This is a genomic window from Wolbachia endosymbiont (group B) of Xylocampa areola (genome assembly GCF_964028205.1).
Taxonomy (GTDB): Bacteria; Pseudomonadota; Alphaproteobacteria; order Rickettsiales; family Anaplasmataceae; genus Wolbachia.
The window spans coordinates 951,892-976,532 of the sequence record NZ_OZ034771.1 but is presented as its reverse complement, the minus strand read 5'-3'; the positions used below and the strand labels follow the sequence as shown (position 1 = coordinate 976,532).

The following is a 24,641-nucleotide window of genomic DNA, read 5'->3' as shown; positions in this document are numbered from 1 at the left end:
CACAGGTTTACAACACCGTTCTAGGAGTTAGAGTCCCAGTTTCTCAACTTACAGCGTTTGCATGCTTGGGTTTATATGCTCAACCTTATTTTCTTCCATTGCTCTATAACTTGGCAGTGTAGAATTTTTTACATGTAATCCAGTTACTATTACAACTAAAATAGCTAGGACACTGCAAACTAATGCACCAGCTAAAGATGGAACCATCACAGCAGCAGCAACAAACAATCCTGCAATAACAACTCCAACAACATCACTCCTTAATGAGGCGTAAAAACTCTCCTTACTTTTTTTGTATTTAGTTTCTTTTTCATGTGGTGGAGAAAATTGAGCCTCTACAAAGCCGTTAGCTTTCTTATCATTATTTGGTGTGACAGTTGGGTCAGCCCTTGTTGATACAGGCGTTTCATTTTTGTTATTATTACCGTTAGTACTAACTGGAGGCACTGTTGCTACAGGTCTATTACCAATATTTCCATTACTGCTGCAAGGTTTTGCTCTATTTTCTTTTACATTGGGTGTTTCTGGTGTAATAAAGTTTAAAAGTACCTGAGTAATTTCTTCTTGTGTATTATTTTGTGTATTATTCACAGCACACTCTAAAGCTGCTTGTCTGCTTTCAGCATTTACATAACCTAAAAATGCTTTAACTTCTTGAACATTGCCTTGAATAATAGCAAGACGCAGAGCGTTAAATTTTTCTTCTTCATTAAATTTACCACTATCCAAGAGTATCTTTATAACATCAGCTTGTTTATTTATTGCAGCTGTACCCAACACAGTTTTGGAAGCAGTATCTTTAAAATCGATTCCGATGTTTAAATTTGTGAGTAACTCAACAATCTTTAGGAATATAATGCGATCGTCGATAATACCAGGTCCTTCTGAACGGACAGCATAATAAAGCAAAGTCCAACCATCTTGGTTTGTTATTTTTATATCTATTTTCTCTTTTTCAAGCTCATTACAAAACTCCTCAGCAGTTATATTAGGGTTGCTAGCTACAATTTTCTTTATCTTGTTGTATGAAGTAGAAAATTGATCATCTTCATTTTTGTTGCTAAGTTCTGCTCTATCTTCTTCTAAATTAGGTGTATTTTGCTCTTCCTTTTCCTTGTTTTCATCAGCAGTTACTTGTTCTTGCTCAGGAAGCTTGAATCCGTTTTTAAGGAAAAATTCTTTAATACGTAGGTTGTCATTTTCATCTGCAAGTTTTAGAAGTAAATCTCCTAATGAATGGCCTCCTTCACATTTATCTTGAAAATTAATTTCTTTCCAACTTCCTTCCTTTGTTAGATCTTCAAGACTAGCAATCCCTTTATTATCAAATTTTAAAATTGCAGCTATTTTGCGATAAAACTTCTTAACATCACCATCACTATATGCCATAATTAAACCCACTACTATAATGCTTATGTTATACTAACTTTCCCACAATCAGTCAAGGAATCTTGCAGTCTCAAATGGCATGATATATATTGATTTATAATTCTCGAGTAAATGATGGAAGATTTAGCCTATAAGTTAGTGAAAGTGACCGAAGCTGCAGCACTTGCTGCATATAAATTGGCAGGCCTTGGTAATGAAAAAAAGGCCGATCAGGTTGCAGTTGATGCAATGCGTACGGTGCTAAACTCAATGGAAATAAATGGTACAATTGTGATTGGGGAAGGGGAGAGGGACGAAGCACCGATGCTATATATCGGAGAAAAAGTTGGCACAGGAAGTGGCCCTGAGATTGACATCGCTGTTGATCCACTTGAGGGCACTACGATTTGCGCTCATTATAAACAAGGAGCAATGTCTGTTCTTGCTGCAACAAAAAAAGGTAATTTTTTACATGCACCTGATGTTTATATGGAAAAGATAGCAGTGGGAAAAAATCTCCCAGAGGGTGTAGTCTCACTAAAAAATAGGATTGAGAAGAATCTGGACAATTTAGCCAAGGCAAAAGGATGTAAAGCAAGTGATCTTATAGTAACTGTACTTAAACGTGAAAGACATGATGAATTAATAGCAAAAATTAGGAAGCTAGGAGCAAAAGTGAAATTAATAGATGATGGTGATGTTGCAGCCATAGTTTCGCTAATAAATGGCAATCACGATATGTATATCGGTACAGGAGGAGCTCCAGAAGGAGTGCTTGCAGCAGCAGCGCTAAGCTCAATCGGTGGGCAGATAGAAGGAAGATTAATATTTGACACGGATCAATTAAAAGAAAGAGCAAAAAATTTGAATATCACTGACCCAGAAAAAATCTACACCGTGAAAGACATGGCAAGAAGTGAATCAGTGTTCATTGCAACTGGAGTAACAAATGGAGAGTTTGTGGATGGAGTAAAGTTTGGCCAAGATATTTGTCTGACTAATTCATTAATAATATTGCCTGGTAAAGTAATAAAAATACAAACAAAATCAATATCTTAAACATTTGTCATATGCTGATTATAAAATTTTTATAGAAGGAAGATACTTATAATTGTCTTAAAAAAATGAATTTACATATTAATTTTAGCTTTACAACATTTGGCATTAAGTTATAGTTAAATAGTAATACTAAGAGGTGCTTAATGTTTAGTTCACTAACTAATTTTTTTACTAATACGTCTAAAAAGAAAAGTTCTCAATCTGAAGAAAATAATCATTCTTTCTCTAACAGCACAGAAAGTTTATTAGTCCAATCTACTAAAAAAAATCCTCAACTTGATTATCAAAGTAGAACTGACGCATCTCCTCAAACAAATCTTCAATTTAGTGAGGATGATGTAAAAAACGTGCTCCAAGACTTCAAAAAATTGGATTTTAAGAACAGTAATGAGTGTTTTAACGAAATAGCAGAAGATTATGAAAGGAGGAAAAAAAGTGACCTTTTTAACTACGTAATATTGAATAAGCGAAAATATATAACAGATATATTAGATCAGAGGCTTGCCCACAAAGATCAAGAAAATTTTAGGAAGAAATTTAGTGAATATCTTCTTAAAATAAATGAGAAAATGAATTATGGGAAAGAATTTCAAAATAAACTTCAATTTTTTGAAGATAGGGTAGAAGAAGTATTATCAGATTTTAGAAAATTGAATTTTGGCCTTAAGGATAATTTGTGTAAAGATGATAAGGATAACGTAAATTATAATAAAGGCTGGCCTGCAGATCCATTTGACAAAATAGCGAATTATTATCGATGGAATAAGAACATTTTCCTTTTTAATTATGTAGTATTAAGTAAGCAAAAAGAAATAATAAGTATATTGAATGAAAAGTCTATTCCTGAAGACAAGCGAAAGAATTTTAAAAAGAGGTTGGGTAGATATCTTCTTCGAGTCGAAGAAGGGATGAGTAACGGACAGGAATTTCTCAAAACTGATAGTGCAGTTGCCTTTTTTGATGGATGTTATGTGCCATGCGCATATGCAAAACGTTCTCTTAATCATTATGATCATCTTAGTATTAATATTTCTAAGCCTGGGTGTAGCTTAGAAATCAGCCGTCTTTTCACTGACAAAATTGAAGGGATGGAAAGAAATAAAAATGAGGTAAAGATAGTAGAAATATACAGTAACGATAAAAAAATAGCAACGGTTGAGAAGAATGATAATGGAAAAAGAAATTACTATTTTGCAAAAGATGCAACATGCGATATGAAAATTAGGTGGAGTGCAGAAGATGAGAAAGGTAATTCTGTTAACTGTTTTATTAGTTTAAATGTAAATCCTAGTGAAATTGAGATTGGTAAGGCAACTATTAATGGTAAAGATGTTGAACTAGACGAAATTTTGAAATTAGATGAGCAAAACGAAGATGTGCTTATAGAAGGTAAAGCTTTACATGAATTTTTAGAAGAACGTCTGGAGTACGTACTATGTGAGGAGGAGAAGAATATACAACCACAGGGGAAAGAAGTTGTTACAACACCTAGCTCCATTCTCCATGACGTGGAACTAGATGAGATCAGCGAAGAGGAAGCCATAAAGAAAGGCTGGACTCCCGGGTACTTTGGTAGTTAGATGTATACTACACATTAACCTAAAGTGCATTATATCGCCATCTTGCACGATATAATCTCTGCCTTCGAAGCGAATTTTCCCTGCATCTTTGCAAGCTAATTCGCTTCCATATTTTATATAGTCTTCAAAGCTTATGGTTTCTGCTTTTATAAAGCCCTTTTCAAAATCAGTGTGAATTACACCTGCTGCTTTGTCAGCTGTTGATCCTATCTTTATTGGCCATGCACGTGCTTCTTTGGGGCCCACAGTAAAAAAAGTTATCATACTTAGCACTTCATACATAATACGTGCTACTCCATCAAGTCCTGATTCTTGTAAGCCAAATTCTGATAAAAAATTCTGTTTTTCCTCTTCACTATCAAGATTTGCAATATCTGCTTCAAGTTTCGCTGAAATACAATAAAATTTGCTTTTATTTTCTTCCGCCATTTTTTCCACCCTTTTAGATAGTTCATTACCAGTTATGATATTCGTATCTTCAACATTGCATACATACATAACAGGCTTTGTTGTTAGCAATTGAAGCAACTTCATCTCATCTTCATCGATATTCTCCAAGCTTCTTGCCGGTTTACCTAATTTTAAAGTAGCTAATACCTCTTGCATTAATTCAAGTTGTCTCTTTAGCTCTTTATCACCTTGCTTTGCTTTCTTTTCCAATTGAGGAAGCCTTTTTTCTATGCTATCAATATCAGCTAGAATTAACTCCATTTCCACTATTTCAGCATCTGATATTGGATCTATTTTACTGTTTACATGGCTGATATCGTCATCCGTAAAGCACCTGAGCAGATGAACAATGGCATCAACTTCTCTGATATGACTCAAAAATTTATTTCCTAGTCCTTCACCCTTGCTCGCACCCTTAACCAAGCCGGCAATATCGACAACTTCCAGTTGATTGTAGATTATTTTCCCTGAGTGAGCAATCGAGGCAATTTGTTTCAAACGCTGATCTCGTATTGGCACTTTGCCAACATTTGGCTCGATTGTGCAAAAAGGATAATTTGCAGCTTCAGCTGCACTTGACTCTGTAAGTGCATTAAATAAAGTTGATTTTCCTATATTTGGTAACCCAACTATACCACAGTTAAAGCTCATATTTGCTATTTAAAGCCTTAATTATTGCATAATTAAAAAATTTTTGCTATACCTAATTAGTTACTTATTAATAAGTTAGTTAATATAATAACATATAGCTTGAATTAAGGTAGAAATTATGGTTGGGCTTAGAAAACGGAAATTACCAAATGGTTTTGACAGTATTGAAAATGCTAAAGGACGCAAGACTTCAGAGAGTAATGTAGAAAAAGAACCTTCTAATAACCAAGTAGTTAAATATGATACTGCAGGTGATGGCAATTGCTTTTTTCATGCAGTGTTTGGTGATAACAGTTCTGGTACATATAAAGCTGAAAGAGCGCAAGATATGAGAATGGAATGGCACAAATTTTTAAGTCGATTTACGTCTTTAGATGATCCAAGTATGCCAGCTCCTTTAAAGGATCAGCTAGAAAAGGTTTTTAATATGTTTTTTAATAAGCCAGGGGATTTAACTGGCAAGTCTGATAAAATAAAGGGTCTGGTTAAGCAAACAAATAGGAAAATTGAAAATGCTGAAGGTAATGTGAAGAGGTTAGTAAGTAGAGCTGTTAGCAAATTTAATATATCGCATAATCAAGCTGTGCTTAATCTAAGTGAATATGCAGAGGCTCTTGATGGCATTGGTGAGAGTGACTATAATGCCGAATATAACAGTGATTTTATTACACGCTCATTTCTTGACAAACCTGAACTCTATCAATCCTATCTAGAAGCAATAGAAAGTAAAAGTTATTTTCCTTTTATTGAAGAAATTCAATTATTAGCTTCTTTAGCCAACATTGAAATTAATGTCCATTGTAAAGTTAGCGGCAGAGAGAAACAACAAAAGTTTGAACCAAATCCTGAAATGATAAACAATGATCAACTAAATCAGATGTTTAATCGTGAGAGTTATAAATTAAATGACGAGTTATGGGGTAGTAAAGAGAGAGAAACAATATATCTTGAAGGAAATCATTACTCTAGGGCTAAAATTGTAACTCAAGAGTTAATAAAACAGCAGCAGGAGCAAGAAGACTTTCTATTAGCAAAACAACTTCAGATAGATGAAATTTTGGAATATTGTGATCTTTCAAAGGATATCTCTGAGAGAGTAGAGATTGAGAGGGAGTTTGATGAGTTATTGGCAAAAAATGCTGATGGAAAAATTGGTGATGTTATATGGCAGTGCATTAATGATGTACAGCAACGTATAAAATGCCTTGAGGAGCCAGTCTTATCAAGAAGGTGCAGTGTGGAAGAAGCACGTGTAGAAAAAACATTTTATCAACAACAAGTACCACAACCTGTAAGATAAGTCTTCATAGTCTATATACTTCTATAGGGGAGCATTCTATAATAAAAGCCATGCTCATTTTTAACCACTGCTTAATAAGAATAAAGTCTTAGCAAAACAAACACAAGAACAATAGGATTTCTTGCTTGCAAAGCAACTCCAAGATCGGGAGGAAAAAGACTTTTTCCTTGCAAGGCAACTTCAAGAGCAACCCTCACGCACAATCCCTTAACCCAAATGGAGGAAGTAAAAATAGAAGATCAGCAGCAACAAATACTTATAAAATAATAACTCTATGGTTAATGTGCGAGATTTAATTAAAAAATGTTGTCATTCGAGTAGCTGACACTGGGCTCCAATGTCAATTACTCGGATAACAAAAAAACACAGGCTTCACATGCATCTGCAGTACTGTATTAGTCTACTATCTTCATTCCCACAACATTATACCCTGAATCAACATGTAAAATTTCTCCAGTTGTACCACTACTCAGGTCGCTTAATAAGTATAGTGCTGCCTTGCCAACATCTTCTATTGTAACATTGCGTCTAAGTGGAGAATTAATTCTATTCCATTCCGATATGGAGTGAAAGTCACTTATTCCAGAAGATGCCAAAGTTCTGATTGGACCAGCAGAAATTGCATTTACTCTGATGTTCTTTGGCCCAAGATCACATGCTATATATTTTACACTTGCTTCAAGTGCTGCTTTACATAAACCCATCACATTATAATTTGGCATAACTTTTTCAGCACCATAGTAAGATAAAGTAAGTAAACTACCACCATTTAACATCATTTTTTCGGCGCTTTTTGCTAAAGCAGTAAAAGAATAGCACGATATATGCATTGCATTGAGAAAGTTGTTTAGTGAAGTATCGACGTATTTACCATTGAGCTCATTTTTATCAGAATATGCTATTGCATGTACCAAAAAATCAATAGCACCCCACTTTTCCTCTATTTCTTTAAAAGCACTATGTATGATTTCCTCATTTGAAACATCACAATGTAGTGTTAGCTCCACATTTAATTCATTCGCTATTGGTAATAATTTCTCTTTTATTACTTCATTTTGATAAGTGATTGCAAGCTCAGCTCCGTGCTCTGAGAGAGTCTTTGCTATACCATATGCTATTGACCTCTTATTTATTATTCCGGTTATTAACCCTTTTTTACCCTGCAATATCATAGAAATTATTTGCCTTTTTTATAATTTGAAATATTAACTAGGCAAAGTCAATTATGTTTTAACTGTAGCTAACGTATAAAAATTACTTCCGCATATTTCCAACCTCATTATAATTACAATTAGAGATATTTTAAGAGCTCAAAATCTATCTTTAGTCTGCAGACTTTTTAATCAAATTTATTAAAAAATATATTCTTCAGTGTATATCTGTCGTATATGCACTGCATTTTTTTCTAACTTTTTTTACACAGGAGGATTTTATGTCCAGAATTCCAGATACTTGACCTTTACTTTAAAACCAACTGGCGCCTATGGTTTTTATAAAAAGATTACAGGAAATAAAAATACTCTAGAGAACATGAAATAAGGATACTGAAATATAAGCTGCCTATATTTGCAAGCAGCTCATAAAGTCTTCTTATTTACTTACTCCTTGAGCAGAAGAAAGTTGTTTTGATATAGTCACACTTTCCATACTTGTTGAAGGATTCTGTGAAACTTTTACTATTTCAGAACCTTCTTTACGTAAGTAGGATAGTGCATCATACAAGGACTTCGCTTCGTATTGTTTTCCTACTTTTACTTCTTTATGTGCAGCTATTTGCTCCCAAGTGATATCATTGCTTTCAATAAGCTTGATAGAACCGTCATCACTAATATTAATTTTCATTTTACATTCTTTTTCTTCATCGTACCAATTCAAAGTCATGTTATATGAGCCATTAGCTACTTCATAAATTCTTACTCCATGCTCATCAACTCGTCCACGCATTCCTCTTTTTTCATCTCCAGGTAGCAACAATGTAACCGCCGTTATCCTATTGCTTTCAAAAAAATCATTAGTTAAAATATTACTAATGTTTATTTTTCCTTTATTATCATTCAGCACAGTTCTTGCAGTCAACATAGTTCTAATTGGACTTCTCACTCTAAGCTGTACAGATTCTACATCACTGTTTTCTATGTGTTGAGCAATTTCTTGCTTAGTTTCATCAATAATCTTGCCTTTTAGATATTTACCGTGATTTTCATTTTCTGAATTATAAGGAGAGCTATCAGCAAGAATTCGCCTTTTTGACTCTTCATCATCACAATCTAAATATTCAATTTTGCGGTCATGCTTGGTACCTAAAAATGGATGATCATCTGCTCTCACCCTATTATTCGGAGGAAAATTGAAAGTCCTATTCGGTTTATCACTCGATACTGATTCAGATATACCTTGAACAGCTTCAAAACTTTTTTTAAAAGAATTAGTTAACATTATATACCCCCTTATTCTATAAATAGTCTTATCTTAGAATGTTTTTAACATATGTCAATTCAACCACTATGGATTAAAATCCAAAGATTGAGAGAGAGCATAGAATGCTAACTTTCGACTTGAAAGTCACCAAATTTATCTTCTTTTTTAGAGTGATTTTCAATATAATTTTTTATCATTTCGTCAGTTACATTTCCGCTAGTCCTGACAAAGTAGCCTACTGCCCACAACCCAATATCTCTTTTTTAGCTCTGGAAAGTTTTGCTGGATTTTTCTGGAACTTTTTCCTTTTATTAACTGCACTAACTTACTAATACTTAAGTATGGGGGTACAGAAACGTATACGTGTATATGACTTGACGCAACTCTACCTCTGATAATTTCTACTTGATTATTTGCACATACTTCTTGTACAACTTCTTTAGCTTTCTGTCCAATATCTCCAACTAGTACTGGATATCGATATTTTGTTATCCACACTATGTGATATATATACAGAGTGACTGCTTTTTCTATAATATTCCACATTCTTTCAGATTTTTCACCTTAAAATTATATTCTTAAAAGGATGGACTTCAAGTCCAGGGTTTTTCTCCCAAATTTGGGACAATAAAAATTTGATATATTTGACATAAAAGCGTTTTAAATAATAAGAGCAAAATGGACAAATCTATTTCGTGAGTAACCAAAAACCGTTTTGTATTCATTCAGATAAGGAAAAATAGCAGATAGTGTCATGCAAGTAGCTGACACCCTTTTGGTGGACCACACACACAACTTTACAAACATTGCAATATGGCACATAGTAAATGATGTTATTCTATAACGCAAGACCTATACTCACCCAACCTAATGCATTACTTGCAATTTGGATCCCAGTGTCAGCTACTTGGATAACACCAAATGGGCTACTCGCATTTTTTAGGCCTAAATCACAATGCTCGTACTGACCATTTTTCGTATAAGTTACCTTTATAAACAAATGTTTGTACAGCTGTAACACCCACCTTAAAAACTTCAGAAAAACTTACTTGTCTTTTTTTAATCTGTTTAAATTTCCAAAACCAATCTATTTGGATCTTCTATGTAATTTTTGATTTTAACAAGGAAAGTAACTGCTCCTTTGCCATCAACTATTCTGTGGTCGTAAGAGAGGGAAATGTACATCATAGGTCTGATTTCAATTGAGCTACTCACAGCAACTGGCCTATTTTGTATTGAGTGCATGCCAAGTATTCCAGATTGCGGAGGGTTTATTATCGGAGTAGAAAGAAGTGAACCATATACACCACCGTTTGAGATAGTAAATGTTGCACCTTCCATTTCCGATACTTGCAGCTTACCTTCTCGTGCTTTTTTGCCAAGAGCAACTAAAGTTAGTTCAATTTCAGCAAATGACATTTGATCAGCATCACGAATAACTGGTACAACAAGACCTTTATCAGTGCCAACAGCAACACCTATGTCATAGTAATTTTTATATACAATTTCATCACCTGAAATCTCAGCGTTAATCTCACGAATTTCTTTTAGTGCTTGCACTGCTGCCTTTATAAAAAACGACATGAAACCCAGTTTTATTCCATATTTCTTTTCAAAAGTTTCTTTATACTTTGCCCTCAGATCCATGACGTTTTTCATGTCAATTTCATTGAACGTGGTCAGTATTGCAGCAGTATTTTGCGATGCTTTCAAACGAGCAGCTATTACTTGCCTTATTTTGCTCATTTTCACTCGCTCTTCTCTTCTCTCTCCACTTACTACACTTTTTGGCGATTCATATTGTTTTACCGAAGGTTGTTCAGCTTTACTCATATGGTCTATCACATCCGCTTTAGTTATTCTACCTCCCATGCCAGTTCCTTTTACATTTTCTGCACTAATTGCATTTTCTTCCATAATTTTACGAGCTGAAGGGGCATCTTTTTTATCAGGGCCTTCGCCTTTATCTTCTTTTTTCACTTCTTCTTCTACTTCTCCTGCAGCAAGTTTTGCCAGTAATTGATCAGGGCTAATTATATCATCTTCTTTCACAAAAAATTCAGTTATTTGTCCTGAAGCTTCTGCAGTTAGTTCTAGCGCCGTTTTATCAGTTTCAATTTCAAAGATCAAGTCATCTACTTTTACTGCTTCGCCGATATTTTTCTTTATTTTTACTATACCTTCCGTAACTGATTCACCACCAAGAGTTTTTGGCGCTCTGATTTCTATAATTTTGCTCATAAAATAACTTCTATATAAAACTTTCTATAAATTTATACATGAAAAGAAACATAAATAAACTAATAAATTCATTAGGCCTTATGCTTGATTCTTTCCTCCTAATACATGCAAAATTAAAATACTAAGTAAATTGAAATAAGATTATGGATTTTGATAAGGCAGGCAATGCAGAAGACTTATATAACGAAAAACTTCAACTGATATGTAAGACTTATAACAGAGAATTACTATCAAATCAAAGAGTTGTTGATGGCATCAATTCAATGGATTACAGTAAGCTTAAAATCTTATGCAAGTATCATAATAAGTTTAGTCACAAAGGTATTGAAGAATTACTATTAGATGAGAGCATTGTTAATCACATCAACGATTATGATGATGAAATGTTTAGGTCCATGCTAAATAATGCACCTGCGGAGCACAATATTCTAGAAATACTAAAAGGTGGAAAGATTTGCAATATCAACAATGAATTCGAAAGTAGTGATAGTGAGGAGAATGGAGAAAATTATGGATATTATGATTACGAGGAAGATGAAAAAAATGATCCGAATAACTTCGCTAAAGAAGCACTAGGAAATAAAGGAATTAATGAAAAACATGTTGATGATGTTCAGTTTTGCAACGATGCAGATGTGGGAATACCACCAAAAAATCAAAATGATATTAGGAATATCCGTCTTATTCAATGGATGATAGTTGAGAGTGATGGTAAGCTTAGTGAGCAAAATGTTACAGAATTACTAAAAGATCAGAGTTCTATTGATCGAATTAACTCTATTGGTGATAAAAAGCTTCAACTTATACTCAAGAGTAATAAGTTTAGTGGTGAAAATATTATGGAGTTATTAGGAAATCAAAAAGTTGTTGAATACCTCTGTTTTATTGATTATGAAAAATTTGAACTCATTCATAATAGCGATAAGTTTAATAGTAGCAATTATACTAGTAGCAGTTACAAGATTATAAGGTTGCTAGAAAATCAACAAGTTGTTGAGCACATCAATTTTATTGATTATGAAAAACTTAAATTCATACTTTGTAATGATAAGTTTCTCTTTAGCGATATTGTAAGACTACTAAAAAATCAGGAGGTTGTTGAGAATATCATTTCTTTTAACATTAAAAAATTTCGACTCATATTTTATCGTGATAATCTTAACTACGTAGATACAATAGAATTACTAGGAAATCAGAAAGTTGTTAATGGAATCGGTTTTACTCCTTTTGAAGAGTTAAAATCCATGTGTAGTCATTCTAGTCTTAGCGATATTATAAAACTACTAGAAGATAAAAATGGGCCTAGTAATGTCTTAAGTGGGACACGGAAAGAAAAAATGCAAGTCAGTTACATATCATGACATAGCTTAAAAAGTGTTTATATCCAAGGTTTTGCTTTATAAATTTAAGAGGGTGTTAAATAAACCATACGCATCAAATTAAGAAAACACGCTCAATTTAGACCATTTTTGCCATATTTCTTAGTAAAATCACTGGCAGCTGACACCGAGGTTGAGAAAATTTTTGTAATATAGACTATCAATGATTTTTCAGTAATAATATAGTTTTAGGTGGATATAGTGAACGTTTCATACAGAGATATAGACATTAAGCTAATTAGAACAGGTTGAATTCAAATGTTGAATCTAGAATCTCTGCCAAAACATCTAGCAATTATTATGGATGGTAATGGTAGGTGGGCAAACAATCAAGGAAGGGTAAAAATTGATGGCTATAGAAAAGGCAGTGAGGTTGCATTTGATATTGCTAAGCATTGCACAGTCCTGGCCATACCTTACTTAACTTTGTATGCATTTTCCATGGAAAATTGGCTCAGATCTGAAAACGAAACAGACTACCTATTTAATTTATTTTACTACACTTTAACTAATGAAGATAAAATGAAATTCATTTACAATTGTAACATTAAGTTAAATTTTATTGGCAATTTAAGTCTATTGCCCAGTAAAATATTCGATCAAATCAAAAAAGCAGAAGAAGTGACACATAAGAACGATGGTCTATTACTCACTGTTGCAGTTAGTTATGGAGCAAAGCAGGAAATTATACATGCTATCAACAACGTCATAAAAGGAAATATTGATTGCGTATTGGAAGAGGAATTTGAAAAATTTCTGTATACTAAAGATTTGCCAAAATTGGATTTATTAATTCGCACTGGTGGCGAAAAAAGGTTAAGCAATTTTTTATTATGGCAAGCAGCTTATGCTGAATTGTATTTTTGTGATACTTTGTGGCCCGATTTTTCTTGTCAAGATTTGACCAAAGCACTAGAAGATTATACAAAAAGAGAAAAAAAATATGGTAGATAATAACTTTATGGTTAGAATATTGTCCTCAATAGTAATATTACTCATATTTTCTTTTGCTACATATTTCAGTGATTTATCATTTTATCTACTAATTTTTTCAATTGCAGTTTTATCTTCTTTTGAATGGTATAATCTAACTCAGGGCAATAGAATCTTATACATTTTCGCATTACTATTAATCGCACTACCAAATGCCTCGCTAATATGCCTATATAATCTACCACAGGGAAAATATGCATTAGTATGGCTTATCTTAACTATTTGGAGCATCGATATTGCTGCCTATTTTTTCGGCAAAAATTTTGGTAAAACTAGAATTTGTCCAATCATTAGCCCTGGGAAAACTTGGTTAGGACTTTTTGGTGCAGTCTTAGCTGGAATAGTGTGTACAATTTTTGGCTCAATATTTTTGAGTTTATTTCCAATTTTTTATTCTCCAATAATTGGTTTGATAGTTGCTATTCTAGCCCAACTTGGAGATTTCACTGAGTCACTCATCAAAAGAGTTTACAATGTTAAAGATAGTGGAGGTATTATACCAGGCCATGGAGGAGTACTCGACCGTATGGATAGTTTCATTTTTACTGCCCCTCTCATTGCTATTTACATAAGCTAAAAAAATGAAGTACTATTAACCTTTGGTTCTTTCCTTCTTGCTTATTACTTTCACCTCAACAGATTGAAATTCTTCGGCACTCACTATTTCATCCATTGACTTATTACAATAAGGACAATACATTTCTCCTTCTTTGTGTAAGTATACTATTGGATGACCAGAACCATCATCATTTTCATCACCACGGCAGCAAACTATTACATTATTATCCCTCACTTTTAACATGTCTCTCCTTTAGCTTACAATATTTTACACATCTAACATACTCGTTTGGAAATAAAAAAGACAACAAATACTTATTCTCCATTTTCTACCCTATTTAGATTAATCAATTCACTTTGGACACTTTTTGACACAAAGTTGCTAACATCTCCTCCTAATCTCGCTATTTCCTTTACAAAACTTGATGAGATAAATTGAGTATCCTCAGATGCAGGAAGAAATATAGTTTCGATTTCAGGAAAGAGCTTATAATTTACCCAACTCATTTGAAACTCGTAATCAAAATCCGATACTGCTCTCAGTCCTCTAATAATAACAGAAGCATTTTGCTCTTTGGCAAACTTCACTAGCAACCCATTAAAGGATATAATATCTGCATCAATTCCTGCTCCTTTCACTTCATTTTTAGCCATGCTTGTGCGCAGTCTTATGTCAAAATTAGTATGTTTATTAACATTCTCTGCAACACCAATTATCAACTTATCGACTAGCTTACATGCTCTTTTTATTATGTCAAGGTGCCCAAAAGTTATGGGGTCAAATGTACCAGGATAAATTCCTATTTTGTTACTAATGTTCATTCTTTGTTTCTATACTTCAAAAACTTTTGATGGACATGATAACGTTTTTTATCTAAAAATGAAAGTACGTAGTTGGCCTGATAGCTCAGTTGGTAGAGCAAAGGACTGAAAATCCTTGTGTCGCTGGTTCGATTCCTGCTCAGGCCACATTCTTTTTCTTAATGTTCTATAATATATTATAATATTAATATAATTATTTAGGAAATAATGTATAAATGTTACAATAGAATATTTAATATACTATTAATTACATTTCTACTATTAAGTAATATCGCTTATAGTGAAAAAGTAAACAAAGAATTACCTGCTTTGACAGTGGAAAATGCAGTAAATTATAATATAATTGTTGGTTTATTGCAAACAGATGAATCTCAAAATATCTATGAGATATTCAATAATTTTGGGGTTAAAACTATATTCATTGACTACGACAAAATAATTAATCTAAAAGAAATCCAAGAAGAGTTCGCAAAACAAGATGAAATATTGGCAAAAAAGCTGATACTAGATCGAATAAAAGTTGAAGTTGCAAAATTTATCAAAGAGCAAAAGATAAACAGAATATTTATTTCAGATAACTTTCATTCAGCTCTTAACCCTTACCGCCAGCTTGTGAATGAAGCAATTGTAAAAATAGTAGATGACAATCCTACAATTCATTTGCTTGCCATATGCGGTGGTTTACAAGACATTATGCATGCAAAAGAAATTGAAATAACAAATGTTGTTAATGATGAGAAGAATCATTTAAAATCAGCATCCTATCCACAAAAAGAGAATATACCTCTTCAGCAGATAAAAATTGTTCCAGGTAGTAGTTTGGAAAAAGTGGTAGCTAGATTTTTACTACCTAATCAAAATGGCTGGTTTTCAACTTATTTTCCGAATGCTCATTCAGGTACAGTAAGTAATACTACAGAGAATAGAAGAAGGCTAGAGCTACTTGGATATAAAATTGCAGCGTTTGCCAATGACGGATTAATAGAAGCTATCGAAGATAAGCATAGTAATATTTACTTTCAAAGTCATCTAGAAGCCCTTGTTGTCAAATCAGATAAAAACTCTCGTTTGTCAAGCCAAAAGGTACGTCAGGTTTCAACACTAGTTGCTATAGCGATTATAAATGATTTTCTTCATCGCGTTTAATGCTAAAATAAGGAGAATCATTTAATGTAATGCCAGTACTCTTTCTTCTTGTCATCCCAGTGCTTGACACTGGGATGGCTTTGTTGCACAGCTCTTCGGATAGTGGGTAATGTATAATAAATTCATGAAGCTATATCAAACTTAGCCATGCCTATTTCAGTAAATTTGTTAAGCAAATAACACTTGAGTAGCAGTTCCTTCTCACGATTAATCTCAGATTTATTCCTAAAACTAAATCCAAATATTTGCTTCAGTCGCGAGAAAAAACTTTCTATATAAGATCTCTTCCAATAATTTATCTCTTTTTTCCACCTCTTCATACCATCTTCATCATATGACTTTATGAGCTTGATTGTAGAATTTCTCTCATTCATATAATCCAACTTTGGATGCTCTACTGCATTATTTTGCGGAGGAATCCTTGTCTTTATGTCAAGCTCATCGCACAGTTTGTATAACTTCTTTCGATCTATCTGCATATATCGTGCTTATGTTATACTTGGTATCCACTCTTTCAATAAGATCACAGGCTCCATAGTGGTCGGAATAAACTTCACTACTGTATTTTGCAGCTATAACTTTTTTACTACCTATCTCTAGCATTACATCTTGTTTGCTCATAGCGGCGATACTTTCTATCTGTACCATTTGCCTTACTATGGCCTGGAATATTATTGTAGATGCTGATACCTGTACTATCTATAGCAATTTCAATATCTTCCATATCGTTCTTATCAACTCTGCAGTCGTTGATTTTGATATTAAGCTTTTTAAACCTTCTTGAAGCCTGCGAATAGCTGATAATTTGCAAAATTTTCCCTATTTGCTCAAGATATTTCTCTATAAATCCCACTGTTTGCCTAAGACCAATCCTGAATAGATAGGTTATTATGTGAATTAGAATCACTACTTTGTCGCTGTAGACATTGTTGCCACCTGCTACTTTTGGACTATTTTCGTACCAATTTTCAATGGCATCGTTGATATAATGAAAAACATTTCCCCTTTCTTGAAGAAATTTGTTATATTCATTGCAGTTACTGACTTTCATTCTTATTGGCATATTTTTCCTTTGTCGGCTAAATATCTATTTTATAACAAATTCCATCAGTAACTGCCTGTTCTTTCCTTGAGTGGTGCAACAAAGCCCACTGGAATCCAGTTTTTCGTTTCATCAAATTTAGCATAACTCAAGTTTGCTTATAAATTTTTCTGGATGCCAGTGTCTGGGCACTGGCATGACATTATGGAATTTGAGCTCCAGTGTCAACTACTCTAATGATACCTGATTATGATGAAAGAAATCTAATGATTTATATAAACCCCATAGCATGTCGAACGAAGCTTTTTTTAAGAAAATCTGAATTTTCAACTACCATTAAACCAAGATTTCTCAGAACTTGAGCGCAAAGTATTCTGTTGGAAAATATTCTATTTAGTCCATCAGTTGCAAGTGCCATAGTAAAATTATCAAAGTATCTCTCATATGAAATTTTCTTCAATAGATAATTACTGCCAACATCAATGCCAGAGGATTTTGCAGCAGTTATTTGTCTAATAACACTCTCTACATCTCTCATTCCAAGGTTAAGTCCTTGACCTGCAACCGGGTGGATTGAATGTGCTGCATCGCCAATCAGCAAAATTCTGCTTTTATGCAGCTTTCTTGCAAAAGAAAAACTCAAAGGATAGAATCTTCTTTCACCCTCTAATTCAATTTCTCCCAAATAAGAACCAAATCTTTTTTTGAGTTCTATGACAAATTCCTCTTCGGATAAGCTCATCAGCATTTTTGAAATTTCGCATTTTTCTGTCCAAACTATTGAAGAAGTATAGCCACCTTTCATTGGCAAAATTGCAAATGGACCACCAGGAAAAAACCGCTCTACAGCTAAGTTTTGGTGATGTAATTCATGTTTTACATTAAATACCATGCTATTTTGTTTATAATCAAATTTTATCATTGGTATAGAAAACAACTCTGGCAACCTAGAGTTTTTACCTTCAGCACAGATAAATAGTGATGATATCAATTTTTGATCATTATCAAGAGTAACTTCCATGTATCCTTCGTCACAAGAGATTGTTTTATAGGAACGTGGAGAATATATATTGAGTTTATGCAAAAAATTTTTATTGATTGCATTCCATATAATAGCGCTCTTGATTACATAGCCCATTGGCTCTTCACCAACCATTTTATGGTCATAATGCACAGTAAATGGACTATCTCCATCTAATATGCATATATCAAGTATTGGTTCAGTTTCGCCTTCTAAGAGCCGCCAAATCCCTAATTTTTCTAGTATTTTTTTTGATCCTTGAGAAATGGCAAATGCTCGATTATCATCAACTGCACGTGGTAAACTATTTTTCTCAATTACGGCTACAGATACAGAGTCATTACTCAGGCCAATAGCAGTAATAAGACCAATTAGCCCACTACCTGAAATGATTACATCGTAATTCATTTTATTAACCTAAAATTATATTATACCCATTTTGAAAATAGTTTAAACGAACTTTGTAGACACTGAACTTCTCATTACTATCTTAGTTATAACCAAAATAGTAATAAAATATTAATTATTTTACACTAAATTAGGTCTAATTTTATTAAAGGAGCTAGATTATGACTACAGATTGCAAAAAAGAATTACTAAATTGCATTAGCAAGTACAGAGAAGAACTTGCAGAAAATAAAGCAGCAATTAGACAAACTTTAACTAGCGATAAAATTAATATAAGCGATTACTTTTATAAGGGTGATAAAATCTGTAACAAAGAGCTGTTTAACATAGGAAGTGAGTGTCAAGATAAAAAATATGGTAGTCGACAAGAATATACGTATGATGAGTGGAAGGAAAAAATTGAAAAACCTCATGCTAAAGATTTGCTAAAGATGTTACAAAATGAAATCAAAGGTAAAATATTAAAAAGTTTTGAAGATTATGAAAAATATCATAAAAATTCTACTGAAGCTATAAAAAGAGAATTAGACATAGATTCAAAATTAAAGGCAATACTCAAAGAAAAGCAACAACCAGAAACTGATGAAACTCGAGCATATTATGACGTTATACGAGGTTTATATGAAAATAGAGACATGCGCTCTCAACTAAAGTGCAATGATCTTGATTGTTTTAATAGAACAATAGAAGATAATCTATCTCAAAAACAATCCGAGCTAGCTGCTATAAAGGATGACTTTTTGGATAATACGCAAAATATTTTTCAACATATTCAAGTTGAAGATAGTATTTTTTAGAGAAATAAGATTATGCTATTTTTTTTAATGAAATTTCTTAAGTGGTAGATTATTTTTTACAGCTACATCTGAGGTAGCTGTCACTACCTGAAATGTAACAAATAAAATACCAATCTTAAATATTGCTATATTTCACGATAGTTTCTCAATTTAACGCACATGCTTTTGGAACATTCTCATTTGTCAAATAGTTTCTGTCATGCTACACAATCTGTAATGCAGGTTTTAACTTACTTTTACGCAATATTGATCATTCTTGAAAAGCAATCTAACATTTTCTATTCCTTGATTACGAAGCTTTGATGCAGCTGATTTAGCTACCTGAGCGTTTACAAAAAATGCTACATATCCCTTACTTTCTGCATTGTTTTGTTTTGGGTGACGTTTCTGCATTTCTTTTTCATATTGCCTTTTGTAATGAGGAGTATTTTGTATCAATTGTTCTGACCTCTTTCTTAAGTACTCGACTTTTACCTTCGCAAGCCCAGACTTATGAAGTCCTAAAACTTGTGCTGCTTTTTCTGACAAGTCTATTATTCTACCTTCAACAAATGGCCCTCTATCATTAACTCTTATAACAAGCTTTCTTCCATTTTCTAAATTAGTAACACGAACAAAGCAGGGTAGGGGCAAGGTCTTATGTGCTGCAGAAATCAAGTGACGATTAAACACTTCACCGTTAGCTGTAATTGTGCCATGATCTTCTATTCCATACCACGATGCTATTCCTACTTCCTCATAACAGCTACAGTATTTTGGGTGGTAGGTGATACCATTTATTGTATAGCTATTGCCAATTTTATAATGACCTGCGGTGTGATTACACCTATTGCTAAAACTACAACTACTCATCAAAACGAATATTAGACATAGAAAGGCTAGTTTTTTTATCATTGTACTTAGTGAAATGGTTCGATACCATGAGGATTTTAAATTATACTATAATAAATTTAGTAATAAGTAAACGTCTACTGCCAAATATGCACAGCACTAAAAAAGAAGTAATACATATAATCGGTATAGGTGGAATTGGAATGAGCGCAATTGCTGAAATTCTTCATAATTCCAGTTATAAAGTTCAAGGCAGTGATACGCGATCAAACGACAATATAGATAGGTTACAAAAATTAGGTATAGAGGTCTATATTGGTCACGATGCAAGTAGTATTAGACAAGCTCAAATAGTTGTACATTCTTCCGCAATAAAACCTGATAATGTGGAGCTAGTTGCAGCAAGAAATAACAATAAAACCGTTTTGCATAGGTCAGACATGCTGGTTAAAATTATGAAAGGTAAATATGTGATAGCAGTTTCAGGTTCAAGTGGCAAGACGACGACGACAGCTATGATTGCTTCCATTTTTGATCATTCTGGTGCTGACGCCACTGTAATTGTTGGAGGAATATTAAATTCCTATCAGAGTAATGCAAAACTTGGCAAAAGTGACATTTTCTTAATTGAGGCTGATGAGTCTGATGGAACTATGTTAAAAATTCCTGCAGATATTGCTGTTGTAACAAGTATTAATGACGACCATATAGACCATTACGGTACATTTAACGACATCAAAAATGCGTTTTCTAGATTTGTAAACAACGCGAATTTTGCTATTTTGCCTGATTCTGCAGACATCAATCATGATGCGAGTAATTCTATAAAGTTTTGGTTTGGAAATGGTAAAATTAGAGCTAGCAACATCAAACAACACAATAATAGCATAGAATTTGACGTGCTGATTAGTATAAACGAAAGTAATCGTATTCCATTGTCCACTACTCGAGTAGTTGAGAGTGGTGGAATAAAAGCAGCTCTTGATTCGTCACTTCAATGCTTGAAACTGGATTCTCGTTTCAATGTTAAACAAGATACTATAGAATTTAAGAGGACAATCCCTAGAAAATCTCTACATTCAAAAAAAGTAAATCGTACTAATGCTATTTGAACAAGCTAGCGTAAAAGTAAGCTAAATTTTTTAAGGTACAAAAATAGCAAGAAACAGTTGTTTGAAAAAAATTGGAATTTGATTGGATTGCTGAAAATTGGCTCTCAAACTTTAGACGCATGAGCAAGATAATACTCTTTAACTAATATAGATTAGGTGATTTGGAAGAGATACATCTAGAGCAGCCAGCAAAGTTACAATACATATTACCGCAATAACTAGAAATGAGAAGGATCTATATGGTGATTATAGATTTTTCCAGACCTTGAAAACAATAAATAGACAGTAAATTAGAACTACTGCAAAAAAAACAAGAATAGCTACACTGGTTGCTTGACCATCGTAAACGTAGCTTGTTAAGCCGATAAAAATAGCCATGATAGAAGCTCTAATAAATGAAATTGCAGAAGAAGTTGTGCCTTTCATTTCAGGGAAAATATTTAATGATGCATTGAAAATGACTGCTTGACAAATTCCACAGCCAATACAAAAAATAACCATAGACAGCGTTACTAAGTAGTAAGCACTGGGCATGATTATACTGAATATTAAAAGTGATAGGGATCCAATAGCAATTACGCCTGTACCGGAAATTACACACCAAATTGCTCCAAGTTTCTTTAAGATCTTACTGGAAAACAGGCTAATTAGTGAGAAAGACCCAACCATTGCACCTTGATGTAGCGCATAAATAGTGCTGGATAAACCAAAAGTTTCCATATACAAAAAAGGGCCACAAGTAATGAATGACATATAAGCCGCAGAAAAAAGGCTCTGTGCCAAAGACAACACCATAAATTTTGAACTTGATAATAATTTTTTATAGTCTTTCATCATTTTTTTTAGACTAAAAATATCACGGTCCTTTTTTGTTTCTGGTAACAGAAAAAGCAGCAAAACCCAAGAGATGAAACAAAGTATTGCAACACTTGCATAGTTACCACGCCACCCAACAATTTTGTTGATGAAACTGCCTAATACTGGTGCAATTGCTATGAGAACTGTGATAATAGAATTCATGATTCCAATAAATTTTACTGCTTCGTTGCCTTTATAGCTGTCTGCAATAATTGCAAACACAACTACAGATGTGCTAACACCAATGCCTTGAATAAAGCGAGAGATTAAAAGCCAAGAAACTGACAGCGCAAAAACACAGCCAACAGCACCGATGAGTAGCAAAGTGTTGCCTATGATCATCATCCTTCTTCTGCCATAGCATTCAGACAATGGACCAAAAAATAACCCTCCTATGCAAACGCCTAAAAAATTATAAGCAATAGTTAATTGAATTGTGCCTTCCGGTACGTTAAAATAGAGTACTATATCAGGAAAACTAGGTACAGAAATATCAATTTCAATGAACTTAGCAATTAGAGATAGAATTAATAAAAACGGTAGTAACACTTAAAATCTTTAATTAATGAATAAAAATATCACATTTAAAGCGTTGAAAGAAGAACATTTTTCACTATTATTAAAATGGGTAGAAATGCCCCATATAAAGAAGTGGTGGGATACGGATATAAATTGGACACCAGAGTTAATTGAGAAAAAATATAGCAACTACGTTAAAGGATTCAAACGTTTGAAATTTAAGACACAAATTATTGAAAAACCAATGCACGCATTCATTATTAATTGTGATGGAGTTGATATTGGTTATATTCAATATTACAACAAACATGATTTCCCACCTAAACAGATCTATAACACTTTAGAACTTCCAGAAAGTTGTGCTGCTATAGACTGGTATATCGGAGAGCTGAATTATGTAGGTAAAGGAGTTGGTTCACAAGCTTTGAATATATTTTTAAACAAATTTGTCTTTAAAGTTTATGAGAATGCCTTTGTCGACCCAGGTATAGCAAATGTTTGTGCAATCCGTGTTTACGAAAAAGTTGGCTTTAAAAAAATTATGGAAAGTAATAGTGCGATTTTAATGATTAAGGCAAGAATTCCTGAGAACCATTCAAGATGAGTGTTTTTTCAACAATCTACCTAAATTACTAAAAGTGGCTTATAAAAATATACAAGGAGCTTTATACAAACTTAACATAATTTAGTCATAAAAATATCATTATTAAGTCCTATATAAGAACAAATTTTGGCACTCAGTGAATCTTTTTTAACTAACTATGAACTTGATTAATTGGAAAATAAATTTTACTTGCTTTTACAATACCTTAAAATCTAATATCACTTTATCAGCAAAGATATCACAATAGGCTAGTATGTTCTTCACTCTTTTCCTCAAAATATTACCTATTTACATTACAATACTTATTGGTTACTTAGCAGGAAGATATCTTAAAATTGATAGAAATACTATATCTCAAATACTCTTTTATATAGCTAATCCAATAGTGATTTTATACGGAGTATCTCATACAGAAGTTAATTTAAAAGTAATTTCTCTGCCGATTTTGATATGGTTTATAGGTAGTACTATGTCCTTATCAGTGTATTATCTTTCTTCTTTTTTATTTAAGGACAACACGAGAAACATATTAGCGTTTAGCTCGGGCAGCACAAGCATGGGTTATTTTGGTCTACCGATTGCCATGGCTTTATTTGATGAAGATTCAGTGTCTGTGTATGTTGTCTGTTACATAGGAATGGCACTATTTGAAAATAGCTTGGGATTTTATATAGCTGCAAATGGTATCTATACTGCAAAAGAATGCATATTAAAGTTACTCAAACTTCCTTCATTATATGCGATGATTCTAGGCTTCTTTTTAAGTATATATGATATACAAATACCCACTTTTTTGACGGATGTTATGATAAATATCAGAAGTACATTTATCACATTAGGAATGGTGCTGCTTGGAATAAGTATTGCACAAATTACAAATTTTAAAGTAGATTGGAAGCTTGCTTTGACCACTATTGTAGCAAAGTACATATTCTGGCCGTTATTTGTTTTGGGAATTGTCTTACTAGACAAGCATGTTACAGGTATATATGATGAAAGCATCTATAAAGCACTGATGTTACTGGCTATTATTCCAATTTCTGGATCCAGTATAATACTTGCTAATATTTTAAATTACCAACCAGATAAAGCTACTTTATTGCTCCTAATTAGTACTGCAGTGGGACTATTTTATGTTCCACTTATAATATCATTATTTTTTACTAAACTTGTCCCTTTTTAATCAAAAATTTAAGCGCTAGGCCTATTCACAAAACTTGAATTTAGACTAGACTTCTTGGATAATCATAAAAGAAACTAATCCTTTTTTTCCTCTCCTTTCTTATTTTTTTACACAGAATAGGAAGTTATCAATTGATGGAATTTTCGCAATAATGTCAATAGCAGTAAGATTTCCTACACCTTTTAGCAGGTCTATAGTTGAATTTGGATGTTCTATGAGCAGCAACAAATAAATGTAACTTGCCTTTTTCTATATGATGCTATTAACCGAATAGGTATTCGTTTGACATTTCCATATCTTT

The 24,641-nt window shown here is 33.1% G+C and carries 23 protein-coding genes, 1 tRNA gene and 3 pseudogenes; 12 read left to right on the top strand and 15 right to left on the bottom strand.

The genetic code is table 11. The annotated features are described in order from the left end of the window. Positions 1-48 precede the first annotated feature (48 nt). Positions 49-1,389 carry an ankyrin repeat domain-containing protein gene (locus ABWU35_RS04775; RefSeq protein ID WP_007302770.1) on the bottom strand — a complete coding sequence of 447 codons (1,341 nt, stop codon included), beginning with the start codon at positions 1,387-1,389 and terminating at the stop codon, positions 49-51. Positions 1,390-1,503: 114 nt separating this feature from the next. Between ABWU35_RS04775 and glpX the strand changes: the two genes are divergently transcribed. Continuing rightward, complete coding sequence (glpX, locus tag ABWU35_RS04770) at positions 1,504-2,427, top strand: class II fructose-bisphosphatase (RefSeq protein WP_007302771.1); 924 nt, start codon at positions 1,504-1,506, stop codon at positions 2,425-2,427. 143 nt (positions 2,428-2,570) lie between these two features. After that, on the top strand, positions 2,571-4,007 hold the full coding sequence (locus tag ABWU35_RS04765) for a hypothetical protein (RefSeq protein WP_264685462.1): 1,437 nt from the start codon (positions 2,571-2,573) through the stop codon (positions 4,005-4,007). An 18-nt stretch (positions 4,008-4,025) separates the two neighbouring features. On the opposite strand, the pseudogene ychF reads toward ABWU35_RS04765, so the two are convergent. Further along, positions 4,026-5,108: pseudogene (gene ychF, locus ABWU35_RS04760) on the bottom strand (redox-regulated ATPase YchF); the annotation flags it as partial. 118 nt (positions 5,109-5,226) lie between these two features. Between ychF and ABWU35_RS04755 the strand changes: the two are divergent. Further along, a complete protein-coding gene (locus ABWU35_RS04755) occupies positions 5,227-6,408 on the top strand; it encodes a hypothetical protein (protein WP_019236331.1) in 1,182 nt (393 codons plus the stop codon). A gap of 395 nt (positions 6,409-6,803) precedes the next feature. On the opposite strand, the gene ABWU35_RS04750 is transcribed toward ABWU35_RS04755, so the two are convergent. From ABWU35_RS04750 to odhB, 5 genes and pseudogenes are all read right to left on the bottom strand, one after another. Beyond that, positions 6,804-7,580 carry an enoyl-ACP reductase gene (locus tag ABWU35_RS04750; protein WP_007302843.1) on the bottom strand — a complete coding sequence of 259 codons (777 nt, stop codon included), beginning with the start codon at positions 7,578-7,580 and terminating at the stop codon, positions 6,804-6,806. A gap of 418 nt (positions 7,581-7,998) precedes the next feature. Next, positions 7,999-8,844, bottom strand: coding sequence for a hypothetical protein (locus tag ABWU35_RS04745; RefSeq protein WP_007302842.1), 846 nt, complete (start codon positions 8,842-8,844; stop codon positions 7,999-8,001). Between the two features lie 107 nt (positions 8,845-8,951). Then, a pseudogene (gene tnpA / locus ABWU35_RS04740) lies at positions 8,952-9,370 on the bottom strand (IS200/IS605 family transposase). Between the two features lie 294 nt (positions 9,371-9,664). Continuing rightward, positions 9,665-9,826, bottom strand: coding sequence for a hypothetical protein (locus ABWU35_RS04735; RefSeq protein WP_007302841.1), 162 nt, complete (start codon positions 9,824-9,826; stop codon positions 9,665-9,667). A 68-nt stretch (positions 9,827-9,894) separates the two neighbouring features. Then, positions 9,895-11,067 carry a 2-oxoglutarate dehydrogenase complex dihydrolipoyllysine-residue succinyltransferase gene (gene odhB, locus ABWU35_RS04730; protein ID WP_007302840.1) on the bottom strand — a complete coding sequence of 391 codons (1,173 nt, stop codon included), beginning with the start codon at positions 11,065-11,067 and terminating at the stop codon, positions 9,895-9,897. Between the two features lie 143 nt (positions 11,068-11,210). On the opposite strand from odhB, the gene ABWU35_RS04725 reads away from it, so the two are divergent. The 3 genes from ABWU35_RS04725 (at position 11,211) to ABWU35_RS04715 (ending at position 14,016) form a co-directional block, all read left to right on the top strand. After that, complete coding sequence (locus ABWU35_RS04725) at positions 11,211-12,428, top strand: hypothetical protein (protein WP_007302839.1); 1,218 nt, start codon at positions 11,211-11,213, stop codon at positions 12,426-12,428. 276 nt (positions 12,429-12,704) lie between these two features. Next, entirely contained in the window at positions 12,705-13,400 is a 696-nt protein-coding gene (uppS, locus tag ABWU35_RS04720) for a polyprenyl diphosphate synthase (protein ID WP_007302838.1), read from the top strand. Continuing rightward, positions 13,390-14,016, top strand: a complete 627-nt coding sequence (locus ABWU35_RS04715; protein WP_007302837.1) for a phosphatidate cytidylyltransferase — start codon at positions 13,390-13,392, stop codon at positions 14,014-14,016. The genes uppS and ABWU35_RS04715 overlap by 11 nt, the downstream gene beginning before the upstream one ends. 15 nt (positions 14,017-14,031) lie before the next feature. On the opposite strand, the gene ABWU35_RS04710 is transcribed toward ABWU35_RS04715, so the two are convergent. Then, positions 14,032-14,241: a zinc-finger domain-containing protein gene (locus tag ABWU35_RS04710; protein WP_007302836.1), complete on the bottom strand. Its 210-nt coding sequence runs from the start codon at positions 14,239-14,241 to the stop codon at positions 14,032-14,034. Positions 14,242-14,312: 71 nt separating this feature from the next. Continuing rightward, positions 14,313-14,819 (bottom strand): pantetheine-phosphate adenylyltransferase, encoded by a 507-nt coding sequence (gene coaD / locus ABWU35_RS04705; protein WP_007302835.1) that lies wholly within the window; start codon positions 14,817-14,819, stop codon positions 14,313-14,315. A gap of 74 nt (positions 14,820-14,893) precedes the next feature. Here coaD and ABWU35_RS04700 point away from each other — a divergent pair. After that, a tRNA-Phe gene (locus ABWU35_RS04700) sits at positions 14,894-14,966 on the top strand. A gap of 60 nt (positions 14,967-15,026) precedes the next feature. Then, positions 15,027-15,965, top strand: coding sequence for a gamma-glutamyl-gamma-aminobutyrate hydrolase family protein (locus ABWU35_RS04695; protein ID WP_007302834.1), 939 nt, complete (start codon positions 15,027-15,029; stop codon positions 15,963-15,965). Between the two features lie 122 nt (positions 15,966-16,087). Here the strand turns inward: ABWU35_RS04695 and ABWU35_RS04690 are convergent, their stop codons facing one another. From ABWU35_RS04690 to ubiH, 4 genes are all read right to left on the bottom strand, one after another. Next, positions 16,088-16,444, bottom strand: coding sequence for a transposase (locus tag ABWU35_RS04690; RefSeq protein ID WP_007301972.1), 357 nt, complete (start codon positions 16,442-16,444; stop codon positions 16,088-16,090). After that, positions 16,404-16,586 (bottom strand): hypothetical protein, encoded by a 183-nt coding sequence (locus tag ABWU35_RS04685; protein WP_265028073.1) that lies wholly within the window; start codon positions 16,584-16,586, stop codon positions 16,404-16,406. The genes ABWU35_RS04690 and ABWU35_RS04685 overlap by 41 nt, the downstream gene beginning before the upstream one ends. Then, on the bottom strand, positions 16,552-17,028 hold the full coding sequence (locus tag ABWU35_RS04680; protein ID WP_019236989.1) for a transposase: 477 nt from the start codon (positions 17,026-17,028) through the stop codon (positions 16,552-16,554). The genes ABWU35_RS04685 and ABWU35_RS04680 overlap by 35 nt, the downstream gene beginning before the upstream one ends. 250 nt (positions 17,029-17,278) lie before the next feature. Then, a complete protein-coding gene (gene ubiH / locus ABWU35_RS04675; RefSeq protein ID WP_264685463.1) occupies positions 17,279-18,436 on the bottom strand; it encodes a 2-octaprenyl-6-methoxyphenyl hydroxylase in 1,158 nt (385 codons plus the stop codon). 161 nt (positions 18,437-18,597) lie between these two features. Here ubiH and ABWU35_RS04670 point away from each other — a divergent pair, with 161 nt between their 5' ends. Further along, complete coding sequence (locus ABWU35_RS04670; protein ID WP_019236334.1) at positions 18,598-19,233, top strand: hypothetical protein; 636 nt, start codon at positions 18,598-18,600, stop codon at positions 19,231-19,233. A gap of 225 nt (positions 19,234-19,458) precedes the next feature. Here ABWU35_RS04670 and ABWU35_RS04665 read toward each other — a convergent pair whose 3' ends face one another. Then, positions 19,459-20,127 (bottom strand): septal ring lytic transglycosylase RlpA family protein, encoded by a 669-nt coding sequence (locus ABWU35_RS04665; RefSeq protein ID WP_012481726.1) that lies wholly within the window; start codon positions 20,125-20,127, stop codon positions 19,459-19,461. 26 nt (positions 20,128-20,153) lie between these two features. Between ABWU35_RS04665 and ABWU35_RS04660 the strand changes: the two are divergent. Further along, a pseudogene (locus ABWU35_RS04660) lies at positions 20,154-20,982 on the top strand (Mur ligase domain-containing protein); the annotation flags it as partial. A gap of 440 nt (positions 20,983-21,422) precedes the next feature. On the opposite strand, the gene ABWU35_RS04655 reads toward ABWU35_RS04660, so the two are convergent. After that, positions 21,423-22,583, bottom strand: coding sequence for a multidrug effflux MFS transporter (locus ABWU35_RS04655; RefSeq protein ID WP_007302830.1), 1,161 nt, complete (start codon positions 22,581-22,583; stop codon positions 21,423-21,425). Between the two features lie 16 nt (positions 22,584-22,599). Between ABWU35_RS04655 and ABWU35_RS04650 the strand changes: the two genes are divergently transcribed. Beyond that, positions 22,600-23,157 carry a GNAT family N-acetyltransferase gene (locus tag ABWU35_RS04650; protein WP_007302829.1) on the top strand — a complete coding sequence of 186 codons (558 nt, stop codon included), beginning with the start codon at positions 22,600-22,602 and terminating at the stop codon, positions 23,155-23,157. A gap of 253 nt (positions 23,158-23,410) precedes the next feature. Next, entirely contained in the window at positions 23,411-24,340 is a 930-nt protein-coding gene (locus tag ABWU35_RS04645; RefSeq protein WP_007302828.1) for an AEC family transporter, read from the top strand. Positions 24,341-24,641 lie beyond the last annotated feature (301 nt).